Annotated in this window: 15 protein-coding genes; all 15 read right to left on the bottom strand. The window is 61.6% G+C overall.

Annotation, left to right across the window (positions count from 1 at the left end):
- Positions 1–6: 6 nt before the first annotated feature.
- On the bottom strand, positions 7–1458 hold the full coding sequence (locus HMPREF3155_RS08055) for a ComEC/Rec2 family competence protein (protein ID WP_070433017.1): 1452 nt from the start codon (positions 1456–1458) through the stop codon (positions 7–9).
- The gene (locus HMPREF3155_RS08050) at positions 1455–2087 is read right to left on the bottom strand and encodes a ComEA family DNA-binding protein (protein WP_070433016.1); all 633 of its coding nucleotides are present in this window, start codon (positions 2085–2087) and stop codon (positions 1455–1457) included. Before HMPREF3155_RS08050 ends, HMPREF3155_RS08055 begins: the two co-directional genes overlap by 4 nt.
- Before the next feature lie 26 nt (positions 2088–2113).
- Positions 2114–2965 (bottom strand): DegV family protein, encoded by an 852-nt coding sequence (locus HMPREF3155_RS08045; RefSeq protein ID WP_070433015.1) that lies wholly within the window; start codon positions 2963–2965, stop codon positions 2114–2116.
- Entirely contained in the window at positions 2965–3639 is a 675-nt protein-coding gene (locus tag HMPREF3155_RS08040; RefSeq protein ID WP_070433014.1) for a histidine phosphatase family protein, read from the bottom strand. Before HMPREF3155_RS08040 ends, HMPREF3155_RS08045 begins: the two co-directional genes overlap by 1 nt.
- A 3-nt stretch (positions 3640–3642) precedes the next feature.
- On the bottom strand, positions 3643–4113 hold the full coding sequence (rsfS, locus tag HMPREF3155_RS08035; RefSeq protein ID WP_061924072.1) for a ribosome silencing factor: 471 nt from the start codon (positions 4111–4113) through the stop codon (positions 3643–3645).
- A 109-nt stretch (positions 4114–4222) separates the two neighbouring features.
- A complete protein-coding gene (gene nadD, locus HMPREF3155_RS08030) occupies positions 4223–4840 on the bottom strand; it encodes a nicotinate-nucleotide adenylyltransferase (RefSeq protein WP_070433013.1) in 618 nt (205 codons plus the stop codon).
- A complete protein-coding gene (locus tag HMPREF3155_RS08025) occupies positions 4833–5795 on the bottom strand; it encodes a hypothetical protein (protein WP_070433012.1) in 963 nt (320 codons plus the stop codon). Before HMPREF3155_RS08025 ends, nadD begins: the two co-directional genes overlap by 8 nt.
- 3 nt (positions 5796–5798) lie before the next feature.
- Positions 5799–7079, bottom strand: coding sequence for a glutamate-5-semialdehyde dehydrogenase (locus HMPREF3155_RS08020; protein ID WP_070433011.1), 1281 nt, complete (start codon positions 7077–7079; stop codon positions 5799–5801).
- Positions 7057–7809, bottom strand: a complete 753-nt coding sequence (locus tag HMPREF3155_RS08015; protein WP_070433010.1) for an ABC transporter ATP-binding protein — start codon at positions 7807–7809, stop codon at positions 7057–7059. The genes HMPREF3155_RS08020 and HMPREF3155_RS08015 overlap by 23 nt, the downstream gene beginning before the upstream one ends.
- Positions 7803–8903 (bottom strand): FecCD family ABC transporter permease, encoded by a 1101-nt coding sequence (locus tag HMPREF3155_RS08010; RefSeq protein WP_083281277.1) that lies wholly within the window; start codon positions 8901–8903, stop codon positions 7803–7805. Before HMPREF3155_RS08010 ends, HMPREF3155_RS08015 begins: the two co-directional genes overlap by 7 nt.
- 3 nt (positions 8904–8906) lie before the next feature.
- Positions 8907–10118, bottom strand: coding sequence for an ABC transporter substrate-binding protein (locus HMPREF3155_RS08005; RefSeq protein ID WP_062037854.1), 1212 nt, complete (start codon positions 10116–10118; stop codon positions 8907–8909).
- A 247-nt stretch (positions 10119–10365) separates the two neighbouring features.
- Positions 10366–10872, bottom strand: coding sequence for a DUF1707 SHOCT-like domain-containing protein (locus HMPREF3155_RS08000; protein ID WP_062037851.1), 507 nt, complete (start codon positions 10870–10872; stop codon positions 10366–10368).
- Positions 10873–10883: 11 nt separating this feature from the next.
- A complete protein-coding gene (locus HMPREF3155_RS07995) occupies positions 10884–11789 on the bottom strand; it encodes a D-isomer specific 2-hydroxyacid dehydrogenase family protein (RefSeq protein WP_062037848.1) in 906 nt (301 codons plus the stop codon).
- A 34-nt stretch (positions 11790–11823) separates the two neighbouring features.
- Positions 11824–13044, bottom strand: coding sequence for a glutamate 5-kinase (gene proB, locus HMPREF3155_RS07990; protein WP_062037845.1), 1221 nt, complete (start codon positions 13042–13044; stop codon positions 11824–11826).
- 14 nt (positions 13045–13058) lie between these two features.
- On the bottom strand, positions 13059–14582 hold the full coding sequence (gene obgE / locus HMPREF3155_RS07985; protein WP_061924098.1) for a GTPase ObgE: 1524 nt from the start codon (positions 14580–14582) through the stop codon (positions 13059–13061).
- Positions 14583–14587: the final 5 nt, after the last annotated feature.

Below are 14587 nucleotides of genomic sequence, written 5' to 3'. Positions count from 1 at the left end.
GCAATTCTAGCGGTAGAAAACTGCGATTCCATCTGCTGTGCGCGTGGGGTAATCGGGCGGCGAATCTTGCGTAACAATGATGCTGCGTGTGCCCGGCGGAATGGGCTCGATGTCTTCCTCGGTGGCCACCACATGTATCGGTTCCTGCGGGGTATCAATGTGCCTCGGCCACAGGAATGCAACCACGCAGGCAAGTGTGAGCAACGGGCGTTTGTAGAGGATGCCCGCCACTATCCAGCCGTAGCCCAGCAACACCAGGAAAGGGCTAGCGTCAACGGTGCTGACCGGCAAGGCCGCGCAGCCGCGGGCGATGGTGTTGATCCACCAGGTAAAAGGCTCGGCTAGGCGCAGTACCCCGGCGCCCAACACGGAAAGCGGGCCCAGCTGCGCGAAGAGGGCTGCCAGCAATCCCAGGATGGTCACGGGAGCAGTCGCGGGAGCAACCAGCACGTTTGCAAGTACCGAGACCACCGATACCTTCCCGGACATCAGAGCGATGATCGGCATCGTCACGAGGTCGGCCGCAATTGCCACGGCGAGCGCGCGGACGAAGATATCCGGCCATCCAATCACCGCCAGGTGGCGATAAAGCAACGGCGAGAGTGCCACGATTCCGGCGGTCGCCGCCACCGACAACGCAAACCCGAAGTTCTTGGCCAACTCGCTGTCTATAAAAAGCAGCACGATGATAGCCAGGCTGAGCCCATGCATCGGCTCCATGCGCGCGGAGTTTAAAACCGCGAGTAGTCCCACCAGGCCCATCACGGCCGCGCGCTGGACGGAAGGCTCAAACCCCACCAAAGCCACGAAGATGCACAATGCGCTTAGCGACGCCGCGACCCGCAGCCGTGGTCCCTTCACCAACAAGGCGGCAGCGCTGCACACGATGGCCACGTTCGAGCCGGATACCGCGCTCAAATGTGACAACCCGGTGTCGATATAAAGCTGCTTTTCTGCCGCAGTCTGCAAGGTGGTATCCCCCAGCACCATGCCCGGCAGCAGGCCTTGTGAGGAAGGGCCAACGCTTATGCTGACCAGCTCGCGGAAGTTCTCTGCCACGTGCGCGGCCAAAGAATCCGGCGGGGTAAGCGAAGTGATGGTGCCATGGTCCACGGTCACTTGGGCCCCGGCTGGAGCGGGTTCGTCGCTAAACACAGGTACCTGAAAGGGATAGCCAGGCACGCGCAGGCGCAGCAGCCAGCCAAAGCGCACCTCGGTGGGCTCAGTTATGACGGTGCCGGTCAGGACGTCGCCAAGCGGGCCCGCGCGGGAAATGCGCACCTTAGTCACGGCGATGGCCAAGGCGCTAAGGCTCGTGGTGAGCACCGCCTGGCCGCGCTGCCAGAACCACAGGACTAGACAGACTAGCGGCACTAAGGAGCACCACGCGCCGTTAAAGCTTAAGAGCGTGGCCAGCCACACCGCACACGCGGCCGGCAGCAGGCGCAGCTGCCTCATAATTGCACCTGGTCTTTGAGCGCCTCGAACTTTGCAGGCCCAATGCCGCTTATCTCCATCAGCTGCTCAATCGAGGTAAAACCGCCGGATTCCTCGCGAAAGCTCAAAATGGACTCCGCCGTGACCTCCCCCACCCCTTTCAGCTCCATCAGCTGCTCCTTGGTGGCTGAGTTCAGGCTGAGCAGACCGCCTTCCTGCGGCTCGCCCGGGGCTGGGGCGGGTGCGGGCAGGCCGACGACGATTTGCTCGCCGTCGCTAAGCCGTTTGGCCAGGTTGAGGTTGAGGAGGTCCACGCTGGGGCGCGGGTGGGCATGATCGAGGGCGTCGGCAATGCGGGCGTCCGGCGCCACCGTGACAAGGCCGGGGTTTTCGACCTCCCCCACCACGGAGACCACCAGGGAGCTCGGTGCAGCGGCGCTGCTCGTAGCCTCGGAAACGGAAACCGCATAAGGATCGTTCCGGCTCGTAATACCCAGCCACGCCAAGACACCCGCAGCAACCAACACCGCGATGGCGCAGGCAAGCCACGGCGGAATGCGCACGCGCGGGCGCGGATAGGTGACGTTGAGCAGGTCCTCTTCCCCGGTGGGGCGCGTTAGTTCCCGAAGGCGATCGCTAATATGCGGCATGCCCTCGACGCTAAAAGGCGGCGCAGTTAATGCGCTAGAGGCAATTTAAAAACCTGTGGATAACTTGTTGTTCGTGTCAACGATTCAGGAGGTTCCTTGCTAAAGACCACCGATACGCCGATGGCGCCGGGGCCGGCATGCACGGCGAGGACCTCGGTGAGTTCTTCGACCATGAAGGAAGAGCCCTTCGGCAGGGCTATCTCGAGCAGTTCGAGCAAGCGCTCGGCGGCCTCCTCGGCGTCGTTGTGCTGCAATGCCACGAAAACGGGCTCATCGTCGGCGCGGGAGGCGATGAGATCGACCAGCTTGGTAAAAGCCTTCGTCTGGGTGCGGGTCTTGCCTACGAGCTCCAGTTTGCCGCCCACGATGGACATGATGGGCTTGGTGGCCAGAAGTGCAGTGGAGAGCATCGCGGTGGTGGTAGAAAGGCGACCGGAGCGGCGCAGTTCCTCCGTGGAGTTGAGGTAAACCCAGGTGCGGCCGCGCTTGATCGTATCCAGCGCCGCCTCGTAGCACTCCTCAAGCGAGGCGCCATCACGCGCCAAGGTCGCCGCAGACATCGCCGCGGCACCAATCACCATGCCCGCCGAGCCGGACTCGACCACCTTGACGGTATCGGGGAACACGCCCGAAGCCGTCACCGCGGCAGACCAGGTGGAAGAAAGTTCCTTGGACAGATGGATGGCCACAATGCCGTCGTCGGTGGAGCGTTCCATTTCGCGACCGTATGCGGCCGCGAGCTCCAGCGCAGTAAGACCCGAGGTAGATTGCTCGCCGTCTGCGTCCATGACGTGCAAATCGATTACTCGAATCTGCAGGTTTTTCACGATGTCTGGCGGCAGCCCCGCGGCGGAATCAGTGACGATGCGGACGGCCACTAGTCACCTGCCCCCATGTTCCAGCCGTCGAAGTACCACTTGGCGCCGTCCACGTTTCCCGCAGTGAACTCGAGGGAGGCCTGCGGATTCGCTGGATCAAAGTCCGGACGGGCGGTCAGCTGGGACCAGTGGGTGTTCTTCAGGCCCGAAAGGATGGAGTACTGCTCGTGGCGCAGGCCCAAAAGGTGGCAGGTCAGCGCTGCAATCGCACCGCCGTGCCCCACCACCAACACGGTGCCCTCGGCCCACGGTTCCGGGTCACGCATCAGCTCGTCGATGACGGGACGCGCACGCTTGGCGACGTCCACCCGCGACTCGCCCTCCGGCGGCGCCCAGGTGGGATCGTGACGCCAGATGGCGCGGGCGCCGGGGTAGTCGCGATCTACTTCCGCCGAGGACATCCCCTGCCACTTGCCCAGGTGCGTCTCGCGCAGGCGGGCGTCGACAGTAGGCTCCAGGCCCAAACGTTCACCAATGACGCCGGCGGTGGCGCGGGCACGGGAAAGATCCGAGCACACGATCGCGGAAATCCCTTGCTCCGCAAGCAGATCTGCTGCCTGCTTGGCCTGTGCAAGCCCCAGCTCGGACAGCTCCGTGTCCAGGTGGCCCTGCATGCGGCCAGTGGCGTTATAAGTGGTCTGACCGTGGCGGATCAGAAGCAGGCGGCGCGACAAGGTTTAGTACTCCTCGTCCTCTTCCGGCTCCGGCTGAGCCAGTGGGATCTCATCGATGGACTCAACTTCGCGCAGGTTAACCTCGTCGGACCACTCGCCCGGACGCTCCGGGGTCTCGATGCCCTCGATCTCCAGGATCGGGCAATCGTGGTAGAGGCGATCGAGGCCATAGAACTCGCGCTGATCGTTGCGCTGGACGTGGATAACGATGTGACCGTAATCCAGCAGTACCCAGCGGTTTTCGCGGTTGCCTTCGCGGCGCTTTGGCTCGTGGCCAAGCTTGGTCAGCTCGTCTTCGATTTCCTCCACGATGGAGGCCACCTGGCGCTCGGTCTCGGCGGATGCCAGCACGAAGATCTCGGTGATAGCAAGCACGTCAGAGACGTCGATAGCCACGATGTTCGTGGCCAGCTTCTCGTCAGCAGCGTGCGCCGCGGTTTCAGCCATCTTGCGGGCTACATCAGTAACGGACATGTGCTTTCCTTCAAATATCTTCCAAATATCTTCGAATACTTTTTAGTTCTGCCAGTTTCGCACGTAAGAGGTGCGTTTGGCTATTTCCGTGAATTCTTTTTCCCAAATTCTATAAAGGCTTATCAGGATTAGGCCCATAAAGATTGTTCTTAGCGATGTATTGGACAACCCCATCCGGCACGAGATACCACACCGGCTCGCCTTCCCCGGCGCGCTTGCGGCAATCGGTGGAAGAAATGGCCATGGCGGGAATTTCGATGAGTTCGATCCCGGTTTGGGATTCCAGCGGCAGCATATCCTTGCTGAGTTCGTAGCCGGGGCGGGTGACGCCGACGAAGTTGGCCATCTCTAGCATGACCTCCCAATCGTGCCAGCTCATGATCGAGGCCAGGGAATCGGCGCCGGTGATGAAGTAGAGCTCGGCATCGGGGAAAAGCTCGCGCAGGTCACGCAGGGTATCGATGGTGTAGGTGGGGCCCTCGCGGTCGATGTCGACGCGGGAGACGGTAAAGCGCGGATTCGAGGCGGTTGCCACCATGGTCATCAGGTAGCGATGCTCGGCTGCGGTGACGTCGCGCCCCTCCTTCTGCCACGGCTGGCCGGTGGGCACGAAGACCACTTGGTCCAGTTGGAAGCGGTAGGCCACCTCACTGGCGGCCACGAGGTGGCCATTGTGGATGGGGTCGAAAGTGCCGCCCATGATTCCAATGCGCTGTGGACTAGTCATGAGTGGAGATTATACGTGCGCTTTCTACCCAGCTTGCAAAGGTATCGGCTACTTTTTCATCGGCGGGCGTGGGCGCCTGGGTGAAATAGGAAGCATGCCGCGAGGCCTTGGTGGATAGAGCCGCGCTTGCCGACGCCACCGAGAGGTCGCAGGCGAAATCGTCCCGCAGGCAGTAGTTCAAGCGCTGCCCCTCGGGCAACACCGCGCTTTCTGGACGCATGTGCGCTGGGGCCAATTCCAGTAGTCCGCCACCGCGGGCTGGGCTGCCGATGACGTTGGGATCGCCCGGCAGGGAAAGTGGATTTCCCAACGTAATGGCTGCATGCAGCCGCGGGAGGGACTTTTCCGCACTCGTGGTGATGATGGCGCCCTGCGAGTACCCAGCCGTTATGTACTTCGGTGCGCAGCCGGTGCTCGCCTCGTAGTCTTGGACCACCTTGGGCGCATTGGCCATGCCGGTTTGCACGCTGTTGATAAAGCCGAACAAGACAGAAGGAATGAGCTCGTAGAGCGGGTGCTGCCCCACGATGAGCGCTAGGCGCTGCACGGTCTGAATCGGGTTGAGGTTCTCGCCGTCTTCTGCCAGCGCCGGCAGGTCCATTTCTGCCGGATAGGCCTTGTCATCCATGGCCAGCACGAAGACGCGGTCCATGGTTCCCGGATGACGCTTTTCTACTAAGTGGAAAAGGCCTGCGAGGTTCGGGCCCTCGTAGCCGTTTGAGGGCGCGGAGTGCTCCGAGTATTGCTGCGGGCCGAAGTACTCGCCGTGGTCCTTGTCCTGGTCAGAGCCTCGTGCGGCGAGCACCACGACGTCGGGGCAGGCGCTCTCCTCAGCTGCTGCATGTGGGGCAACTGCGAAGGCGCTGCCCAGAGCAACTGTGGAGGCAGCCAAGAAGGACAGCGATTGGGAAGGCAGGCCTCGGGAAGAGAGGAAACGAGAAAAAGATAGATGCATGTTTTAAGGTCGAGTTTGACCGCTGCCCTGCAGGATCCACTTTGTGGAGGTCAGCTCCGGCAAAGCCATCGGGCCGCGGGCATGCAGCTTCTGGGTAGAGATACCGATCTCCGCGCCCATGCCATAAACCTCGCCGTCGGTAAAGGCGGTGGAGGCATTGAGCATGACGGCGGCGGCATCGACCTCGTTGGCGAACTTAAGCAGAACATCGGCGTCCTGAGCGGCGATGCCCTCAGTGTGGCCGGTGGTGTACTCGGCGATATGCGCGATGGCGCCAGCGACGCCGTCAACTACCTTGGCGCAGATGTCGTTGCTCAGGAACTCCTCGCGCCATTCCTCGTCGGTTGCTTCCACGGCATTGGCCACGCCGAATTGCTCGAGCTCAGCGACCTCGCCATGGATGACCACGCCCGCCTCCTGAAGGGAGGTGATGACGCGGAGTTTCGCGGCGTCGGCAAGCGCGGCGTCCAGCAGCACGCACTCGGTGGAGTTACAAACCGAAGGGCGGCGGGTCTTGCCGTTTATAACCATGGCGATGGCCTTGTCGAGGTCGGCGCTGGCATCGATGTAGAAGTGGCAGTTGCCGGTGCCGGTCTCAATGGCGGGGACGGTAGCGCCCTCCACCACCGCATTGATGAGGCGAGCAGAACCGCGGGGAATCACGACGTCGACAAGCCCGCGCGCCGTGATGAGATCCTGCACCGAATCGTGGCTCTCGCACGGCAGGAGCTGCACGCCCTCGCGCGGAAGGTCGAAGTGCGCCAGGGTGTCCTGGAGGATCTCCACGAGCTGCTCGTTGGAGTTGCGTGCGGACTTAGATCCGCGCAGCAGCGGAACGTTGCCAGACTTGAGCGCAAGGCCAAAGGCATCCACCGTGACATTCGGGCGGGCCTCATAAACCATGCCCATGACGCCGAGCGGCACGCGCACCTGCTTCATCTGGATGCCGTTGTCCATGGTGTGGCCCCGCAGTACCTCCCCTACTGGGTCCTGCAGGGCGGCGACCTGGCGCAGGCCGCCGGCGATACCTTCGACGCGCGCGGCGTCGAGCGAGAGCCTATCGATTAAAGAATCATTCATCCCGGCCGCGCGGCCAGCGGCGACGTCGCGCTCATTGGCCTCGAGGATCTCAGGGGTGCGGGCCACCAGGTTTTCAGCAGCGCGCAGAAGAATCTCGTTCTTGCGTGGGGTGGAAAGCTGCGCGAACTGCGGCGCAACTTTCTTCGCCTGACGCGCCAGTTTTAGTACTTGGTCTCGTTCTTCATCTCGAGTGAGTTGGCTCATGAGGCTCAAGCTTACCGAAGCTAGCCTCGACAGGACAGACCATGGGCACGCCCTCGTCGTCGATGACTCGAGCGCGGATGCCATAGACCTCACCCAGCAGCTCGGTGTTCAGCACCTCTGCGGGCGTTCCATGGGCACGCACACGGCCGCCGTGAAGAACCACGAGCTCATCGCAATAGCGCGCGGCCAGGTTGAGATCGTGGATAGCCACCAACGCCACCGCCCCGCGGGAGACCTCCTTGCGCAAGGTATCCAGCAGATGCACCTGGTGGCGCAGGTCGAGCGCGGAGGTTGGCTCATCCAGCAGCATGAGATCCGGTTCGCGGGCCAGCATCTGCGCCACGGCGACGAGCTGGCGCTGGCCGCCGGAAAGCTGGTGGACGTAGCGGTGTGCGAGATGCACGATGCCGAGCTTTTCGAGTGCCTGCACCGCCGATTCCAAGGCATTAACTGAGCCACGCTTAGCGGAGATGACCACCGATTCAAAGGCGGTCAGCGAGGCGCTGGTCAAAAGATCCTGCGGCACGTAACCCACGTTGGCGCCACCAGTATCGCAGGTGCCCGAAGTTAGCTTCTGAATGCCGGCGATGGCCTTGACCAAGGTGGACTTGCCCGCCGCGTTGGGGCCGATGAGTCCGACGATGGTGCCGGGTTCAGGCTCGGGCAAGTCAACTCCTTTGAGCACCTCCCGCTTGCCAAAGTTCACGCATGCCTGTTCTACTTTCAGCACTTGATCCTCCTCTTGGTGAAGATGAGCAGCACGAAGAAAGGAACACCAACGAGCGCCGTGATGATGCCGATGGGTACGGCAACGCCGGGGATGATGGTGATGGATACCGCGTGTGCTCCCGCCAGCAGCATCGCGCCCGCCGCCATGGAGGCTGGAGCGAAGAAACGCTGATCCTCGCCCACCAATAGGCGCGCCACGTGTGGGCCAACCAAGCCAATGAAGCCGATGATGCCGGCGAAGGCCACGGCGCTAGCGGCCAGCAAGGAGGCCACGACGAGGGTTAGAACGCGCAGTTTTTGCACGTTGATGCCAAGGGCCGCCGCACGCTCGTCGCCAAGGCGCAGCGCCGTGAGCTTCCACGCGTTGAGCATGGTGAAAGGAATGGCAACCAGCAAGGTGGCCGCGATGATCAGGTTGGACACCCAATTCGCACGCTGCAGGGAGCCCATGGTCCAAAAGACAATCTGCTGCAGGGCTTCAGTCGAGGCGCTGTATTGCATCAGCGAAAGCAGTGCCTGGAACAAGAAAACGAGGGCGATACCCAGCAGAATCATTGACTCCGCACTAGCGCCGCGCCACACCGCCGCACCCGCGACGATGGCCACGGCCACAAGAGCCGACAGCCAAGCGACGGCCGCGAGATTGAACTGCGGATTTCCCAGCACGGTCCAGCCCAGCACGATGGAGGCCGCGCCGCCAAAAGCCGCGGCGGCGGAAATACCCAAGGTGAAAGGCTCGGCCAAAGGGTTATCCAGAATGGTCTGCATATGCGCGCCGGATAGCGCCAGTGCGGCGCCGATGAGCACGGCCATAACCGACGCCGACAGGCGCAGGTTCCACAGGACCGTCCGGGTGGTCTCATCCACCTGGCCCGGTGAGAAAATGCCACGCAGCATCTCCATCGGGGAAAGGTGAATCGGGCCGACCACCGTGGCAATGACGAAGGCTACGAAGGCAGCCAGCACCAGTGCACCGATGATGAGTACCTTGCGGAAGTTATTGCTGCGGTACTCGGCAATTACCTGGTGGGTGTCGGTTTTGGTTTCGGCTTTCTGGTCAGTCTGCAAACTCTCAGAAGAGGTCAAAAGTGCCATTTTTTAGTGCTTGTGTGTGTTCTTGGTAGTGAAGAAAACGCCGCTGTAGTCGATGGGCAGCCACTTGTTGTGGAATTCGGCGAAGTCCTTTTCTGGGTCTAAGTCCTTGAAGGTTTCTGGGTGCATCCACACAGCAAACTGCTCCAAGGCGAAGATGTTAAAAGGCGAATCGTAGAACTGGTGGTAGACAGCGTGGAAGTTGCCTTCCTTTGGGGCCTCAAGCTGCTCGAAGCCCGGGGTCTTTAGCAGGCCTTCGAGGGTCTCCTGCGCCTTTTCTTCCTTGGCCGCGTAACCCATCTCCACGTGCGGCAGGACCTCCGGCTTTTCCGGGTCCTTGGCCCATGCGCCGCCAGTGGCGATGATGTGCTCCGGCTGCTCAGCAAGCACCTTTTCTGCGGTAAGGTCTCCAGACTCTGTGTCCAGCAGGCTATCGCCCAAGTTCTCGCCGCCGGCGGCATTAACCAGGTCACCTAGGTTAGAGTCCTTGACCGTGGAGCAGCAATCCTTCAGGCCCGCCGCGCGCCAGACCAGGGTGCGCGGCTTGTCCCCGGCCTTTTCCGCGCGGGACTTAATGTCATCAACCTTGCTGGTATAGAACTTATTGAACTCTGCGGCCTTGTCCTCGTGACCGAAGAGCTGGCCGAAGACCTCCATGGACTTCGGGGTGTTTTCTAGCGGCTTCTGGCGGAAGTCGGTGAAGACGTACTTCAGGCCGGCCTGGTCCATCTTGTCCAGGAAGCCGGTCTTTTCCGCACCCTCCTTGTGGTCCAGCGTCATGACCACGACGTCTGGCTTTTGCGCGAGCAGGTTTTCCACGGTGACGTCGCCCTTGGCGATGTTGCCGATGGTCGGCAGATCCTTGTACGCCGCATTGGTTTCGGCGAACTTGGACTCGAAGCTCGGAGCCGCCTCATGCAGGTCCTTGCCCAGAGCCACGACGTGCTCGAGCGGATCCTCGCGGTTGAGAATCGAGGTGGCGAAGAGCCCGCGGCCCTCGCCCAGAAGGATACGCTCAGGCTGCTTGTCGAAGGTGACCTCGCGGCCGGCGACGTCAGTGATGGTCACAGCAGTGTCCCCCGCGGCGCCGGTAGAGCCGGTGGACGCGGAGGTGTCTTCGTTGCTGCTGCACGCGCTCAACGCAGTCGCGGATGCGAGCATGGCCAGGGTGGCTGCCGCAATGCGGACGGAGTACTTGGGCACGTTGAAATGGGTCATGAAAGAAAGTCCTTTGCTCACGAACAATAGCCAAGTTAACTTAGGCTTGACTAAATCGAACTAGGATGAGCTTACAATCCGGAACGTGCCCGCGAAAGTGATCCCCCCGGGTTTTATTTAGGTCACTTTAAAGCTGAATAACATCCTCTTAAAGAAACTCACCCCCCAACAGCATGGTTATCCGCGCTGGATGTCACGCGTGGGTATAGCTCAAGCGCGCAGCCACTCCCCCCGCAGACCCCGCGGACTACTGCCCCAGCTCCTTGCGGCGCTCGGCTGCCAGACGTAGGCGCTCGGCCCGGTCTTTGTCATCCTTCTTTTTCAATTCCTCATAAAGTTTTTCGTCGTCGTCGGAGAGCTTGACCGCCTCCCTGACACCCCACGAGGCGATACCTGCAATCGGGAAGACAAGCCAGAAATAGTCCCAGTCGAAGACGAAAAGCCCCAGGAAGAAGAGGATCATCGTCGCTGACCAAATGACGGCATCGATTCGGTGGACTAACCCTCCGCGGCGCTGCAGCCGGTCGAGCTCGGCCTGCGCTTCCGATTCCTTGAACGGGACGACCTCTGCAATTGGATTGTCAGGAAGGTCCTCAAAGAGGGAAGCGATCTCGCCGCGGGTACGCGCAACAGCCGCCTTTCCTGTGCGGTCTTCGAACTCGTTGATGTCGATGAGACCGTTAGCGAAGTGGGTGCTGAGGAGGTCTAGCGCATTGTGGCGTTCCGCGTCTCCCACGCGAATGTCTTTGTTCATGCTTTTACACTTTAATATCCAGCGTTCGGATCCACACGGGTAGGAATTTCCTCGCCAGCCTCAAAGGCTGCGGCCACCTTTGCGGTGTGTGCTCCCAAGTGGCGGCGCACCGAGTTACGGGTATTAGCAATGTGCGGTGTAATGACCACACGTTGGTCCTTCCACAGCGGGTGATCATCCGGGAGCGGCTCCGGATCAGTGACGTCGAGCGCTGCGCCGGCAATCTCGCCAGAGTCCAGCGCTGCCAAAAGATCCTCGGTACTGATGAGTGGGCCACGGCCCACATTGACCACCACCGCATGATTCGGCATTTGGGCAAACACGTCTTTGTTGACCATGTGGTGGGTCTGCGGGGTAAGCGGCGCGATGAGCACAAAGTAGTCGGCCTCAGACCAGACCTTGTCCACCTCGGAGATGGGATAGGTCTCATCCGCGCCTGGAACCGCGTTGCCGGACCGGTTTACGGCGATGATGCGCGGGCCAAAGCCAGAGAGCATCGTGATGAGCCGCTTGCCGATGCCGCCGGCGCCGATGATCGCCACAGTCTTGTCCTCGTGTAGGTAGGACTTGTGATCCTGCACCTCCTCGTAGTTGGAGAAGGTGTCGTTGACATAGCGATGGGCATGCAGCTGCGCAAGCAGCAGCGCGATGGTAGATTCCGCCACGGTGTTATCGAATACGCCAGCGGCGTTGGACCAGATTACGTCGGTCTCCTTCATGACGTCGAGCAGATGGTCTACGCCTGCAGACGGAATCTGCACGAACTTGATGTTCTCCGGCAGTGGCAACGGGAAGTCCGAGCCGTCGCCGTTGTAGATGAGGAAGTCGGCATCGGAAAGCTCCGCGAGCTCATGGCCAGCTCCCCGCAAGGTCTCGATGGATTCTTCCCATTGTTCCGGCAACATGGCGTATTTCATGGTCTTTTCCTGGGGTTTCTCTGGCCTCTAGTGTCTAGATTCGGGAGGCGTAGTTCGACAGGTAGTCGGCGTGGACAACGCTGCGGCGCTGGTATTCCGGCAGCTCCTCCATCTGCTTGCCCAGGATGCCCCGCAGCTCCGCGGAATCAAAACGTACTTCGCCGCGGCCGATGACCTCACCTTCCGGGCCCATGATGTCGATGATTTCCCCACGGGAGAATTCACCGATGGCCTCCGTGATGCCAACCGCCAGGAGCGAATTGCCTCCCTTGGTGACCGCCTGCATGGCGCCAGCGTCCAGGCGCACCGCCCCACCGGTATCGGCGCAGTAGAGCGCCCAGAACTTCCAGGCAGACAACTTGCGCTCCTCGCGGGTGTGGAAGACGGTGCCCACGGAGGCATCGGCAAGAGCAGGGCCAATGTTATCCGTCGACGTCAGCAGCACCGGGATTCCGCCGCGGGTGGCCAGGCGCGCGGCCGAGACCTTCGTGGCCATACCACCGGTGCCGACGTTGCCGGACTCACCGGCCTCGACCCCTTTCAGGTCTTTGCCCGTGCGCACCTCATCGATGAAGCGGGCGTCCGGCTCCGCCGGGTTTTTGTCATAGAGGCCATCGACATCAGAGAACAGGAACAGCGCGTCCGCGCCCATCAGGTTGGCCACCAAGGCGGAGAGCCGGTCATTATCCCCGAAGTGCATCTCCGAGGTCGCCACCGTGTCATTCTCATTGACGATGGGAATGGTGCGCAGCTGGCGCAGCCGGTCGATGGTGCGCTGCGCGTTGCGGGCGCGGTCCCGGTGCCCCGTATCCGAGGCGGTGAGCAGCACCTGGCCCACCGTGCGGTCATAGCGGGCGAAAGACCGGCCCCACTCGTACGCCAGATGCACCTGGCCCACAGACGCCGCGGCCTGCTTGGTGGCCAGATCAGTCGGCCGGCGATTAAGCCCCAGCGGGCCCATGCCAGCGGCCACCGCACCGGAGGAGACCAGGATGACATCGGAGATGCCCATGCGGGCGTGCACCGCGTCCACAATGTGGTCGATGCGCTCCTGGGAGACCAGGAAGTCCTCATCCGTCAGCGACGAAGAACCAATCTTGATGACTACGCGCTTGGCGTGCGCGATGCGCTGGCGCAGCGGCGAATCAAAGCCGGACGCCGTGGGATTTTCATGCAACGGGTCCGGAAAGGGGGTGTCAACCGTGGGCCCGGAATAAGGTTTTTGGGTTAGCGGAAAATCTTGTTGCGAAGACATGGCCGCCCATTGTACTAGCCCTGCCAGCGGTCCCGGTTCGCCTGCTCGCGGGTGACCTTCTCGTCATCGCCAAAGTCATACTCGTCGATGAGGCCACGGCGAGCCTGCGAAGCGCGCTTACGCTCAGCGGCGGAAACACGCTCGGTGCCGCCGAGGCGACCGTCGAAGCCGCGGCCGGCATCCGTGGCACGGCCGCCAGTCATCGGCTCCCACTCGAAGGTGATGCCGCCGATGGTCACCGGACAGCCCTCAACAGCGCCCTGCTTGAACAGCTCATCTTCCACACCGGCCTTGGCCAAGCGGTCAGCGAGGTAGCCGATGGCTTCATCATTTTCGAAGTCGGTTTGCACAATCCAGCGCTCGATCTTGTCGCCCTCCACCACGAAGGCACCGGCAAGCTCGGGATCAGGGCGCACGGTGAAGTCAGCGTGGGAGCCGGACTTACGCTCGCCACGTGGGCGGATGATGGTGTGGTTCTTATCCGCCTTGACCTTCGGCTGTGTGCGACGGTGCTCCTTGACCATCTCAAGCAGCTTGTACTTGAGCGGATCGAGGCCCTTGCGTGCCACCGCAGAAATAATGAAGACGGGCCAACCGTACTTCTCCTCCAGCTCGGGTTTGACGAACTCGGCCAGTTCTTCCGCCTCCCGAATATCCGCCTTGTTCAAGATAATGATGCGTGGGCGCTGCCGCAGATCGCCCAAGCCGGTGTCCTGGTCCAGCAGTTCTTGGTACTTTGCGAGCTCCTCCTCGAGCGCCTCAATATCGGAAAGCGGGTCGCGGCCCGGCTCCAAGGAGGCAACGTCAACGACGTGAGCGAGCACCGCAGTGCGTTCGATGTGGCGCAGGAAGTCCAATCCGAGGCCCTTGCCGTCAGCAGCGCCCGGGATAAGGCCCGGAACGTCGGCCATGGTGAAAGATTCAAAGCCCATGTCCACCACGCCGAGATTCGGCTGCAGGGTGGTAAACGGATAATCACCAATCTTTGGCTTGGCCGCAGAAAGCACGGAAATTAGGGAAGACTTGCCGGCCGATGGGAAACCGACGAGGCCGACATCCGCCATGGATTTAAGCTCCAACACCAGATCACGGGCCTCGCCCGGCTCGCCTTGAAGCGCAAAGCCTGGTGCCTTGCGGGCAGCAGAAGCTAGCGCAGCATTACCAAGGCCGCCAAAGCCGCCTTCAGCGGCTACAAAACGGGTGCCAGGAATCGTGAGATCCGCCAGCATCTCGCCGTCTTCGGAGTAGACCACGGTGCCGGCCGGGACCTCGAGGATGAGATCCTCGCCGCGGGCGCCATTGCGCCAGTCACCAGCACCGTTGTTACCTCGGCCGGACTTCAGGTGCGGACGGTAGTGGAAGTCCATCAAGGTATGCACCTGGGTGGAAACCTCTAGCAGGATGTCTCCTCCGTGGCCGCCATTGCCGCCGTCTGGACCGCCCAGCGGCTTAAACTTTTCACGGTGCACCGAAGAGCATCCGTGGCCTCCGTCGCCGGCCTGCAGGTGAAGAACGACGCGGTCAATAAAACGTGCCATGAAGT

The organism is Corynebacterium sp. HMSC06D04, assembly GCF_001807315.1.
GTDB lineage: Bacteria > Actinomycetota > Actinomycetes > Mycobacteriales > Mycobacteriaceae > Corynebacterium > Corynebacterium simulans.
Note: the sequence above shows the minus strand (reverse complement) of the source record. Positions and strands in the feature narration are given on the sequence as shown.

Coding starts and splice junctions, on each gene's coding strand:
- HMPREF3155_RS08055 (WP_070433017.1), bottom strand. CDS start 1,458: ATGAGGCAGCTGCGCCTGCTGCCGGCCGCGTGTGCGGTGTGGCTGGCC.
- HMPREF3155_RS08050 (WP_070433016.1), bottom strand. CDS start 2,087: ATGCCGCATATTAGCGATCGCCTTCGGGAACTAACGCGCCCCACCGGG.
- rsfS (WP_061924072.1), bottom strand. CDS start 4,113: ATGTCCGTTACTGATGTAGCCCGCAAGATGGCTGAAACCGCGGCGCAC.
- nadD (WP_070433013.1), bottom strand. CDS start 4,840: ATGACTAGTCCACAGCGCATTGGAATCATGGGCGGCACTTTCGACCCC.
- HMPREF3155_RS08025 (WP_070433012.1), bottom strand. CDS start 5,795: ATGCATCTATCTTTTTCTCGTTTCCTCTCTTCCCGAGGCCTGCCTTCC.
- HMPREF3155_RS08020 (WP_070433011.1), bottom strand. CDS start 7,079: ATGAGCCAACTCACTCGAGATGAAGAACGAGACCAAGTACTAAAACTG.
- HMPREF3155_RS08010 (WP_083281277.1), bottom strand. CDS start 8,903: ATGGCACTTTTGACCTCTTCTGAGAGTTTGCAGACTGACCAGAAAGCC.
- HMPREF3155_RS08005 (WP_062037854.1), bottom strand. CDS start 10,118: ATGACCCATTTCAACGTGCCCAAGTACTCCGTCCGCATTGCGGCAGCC.
- HMPREF3155_RS08000 (WP_062037851.1), bottom strand. CDS start 10,872: ATGAACAAAGACATTCGCGTGGGAGACGCGGAACGCCACAATGCGCTA.
- HMPREF3155_RS07995 (WP_062037848.1), bottom strand. CDS start 11,789: ATGAAATACGCCATGTTGCCGGAACAATGGGAAGAATCCATCGAGACC.
- proB (WP_062037845.1), bottom strand. CDS start 13,044: ATGTCTTCGCAACAAGATTTTCCGCTAACCCAAAAACCTTATTCCGGG.
- obgE (WP_061924098.1), bottom strand. CDS start 14,582: ATGGCACGTTTTATTGACCGCGTCGTTCTTCACCTGCAGGCCGGCGAC.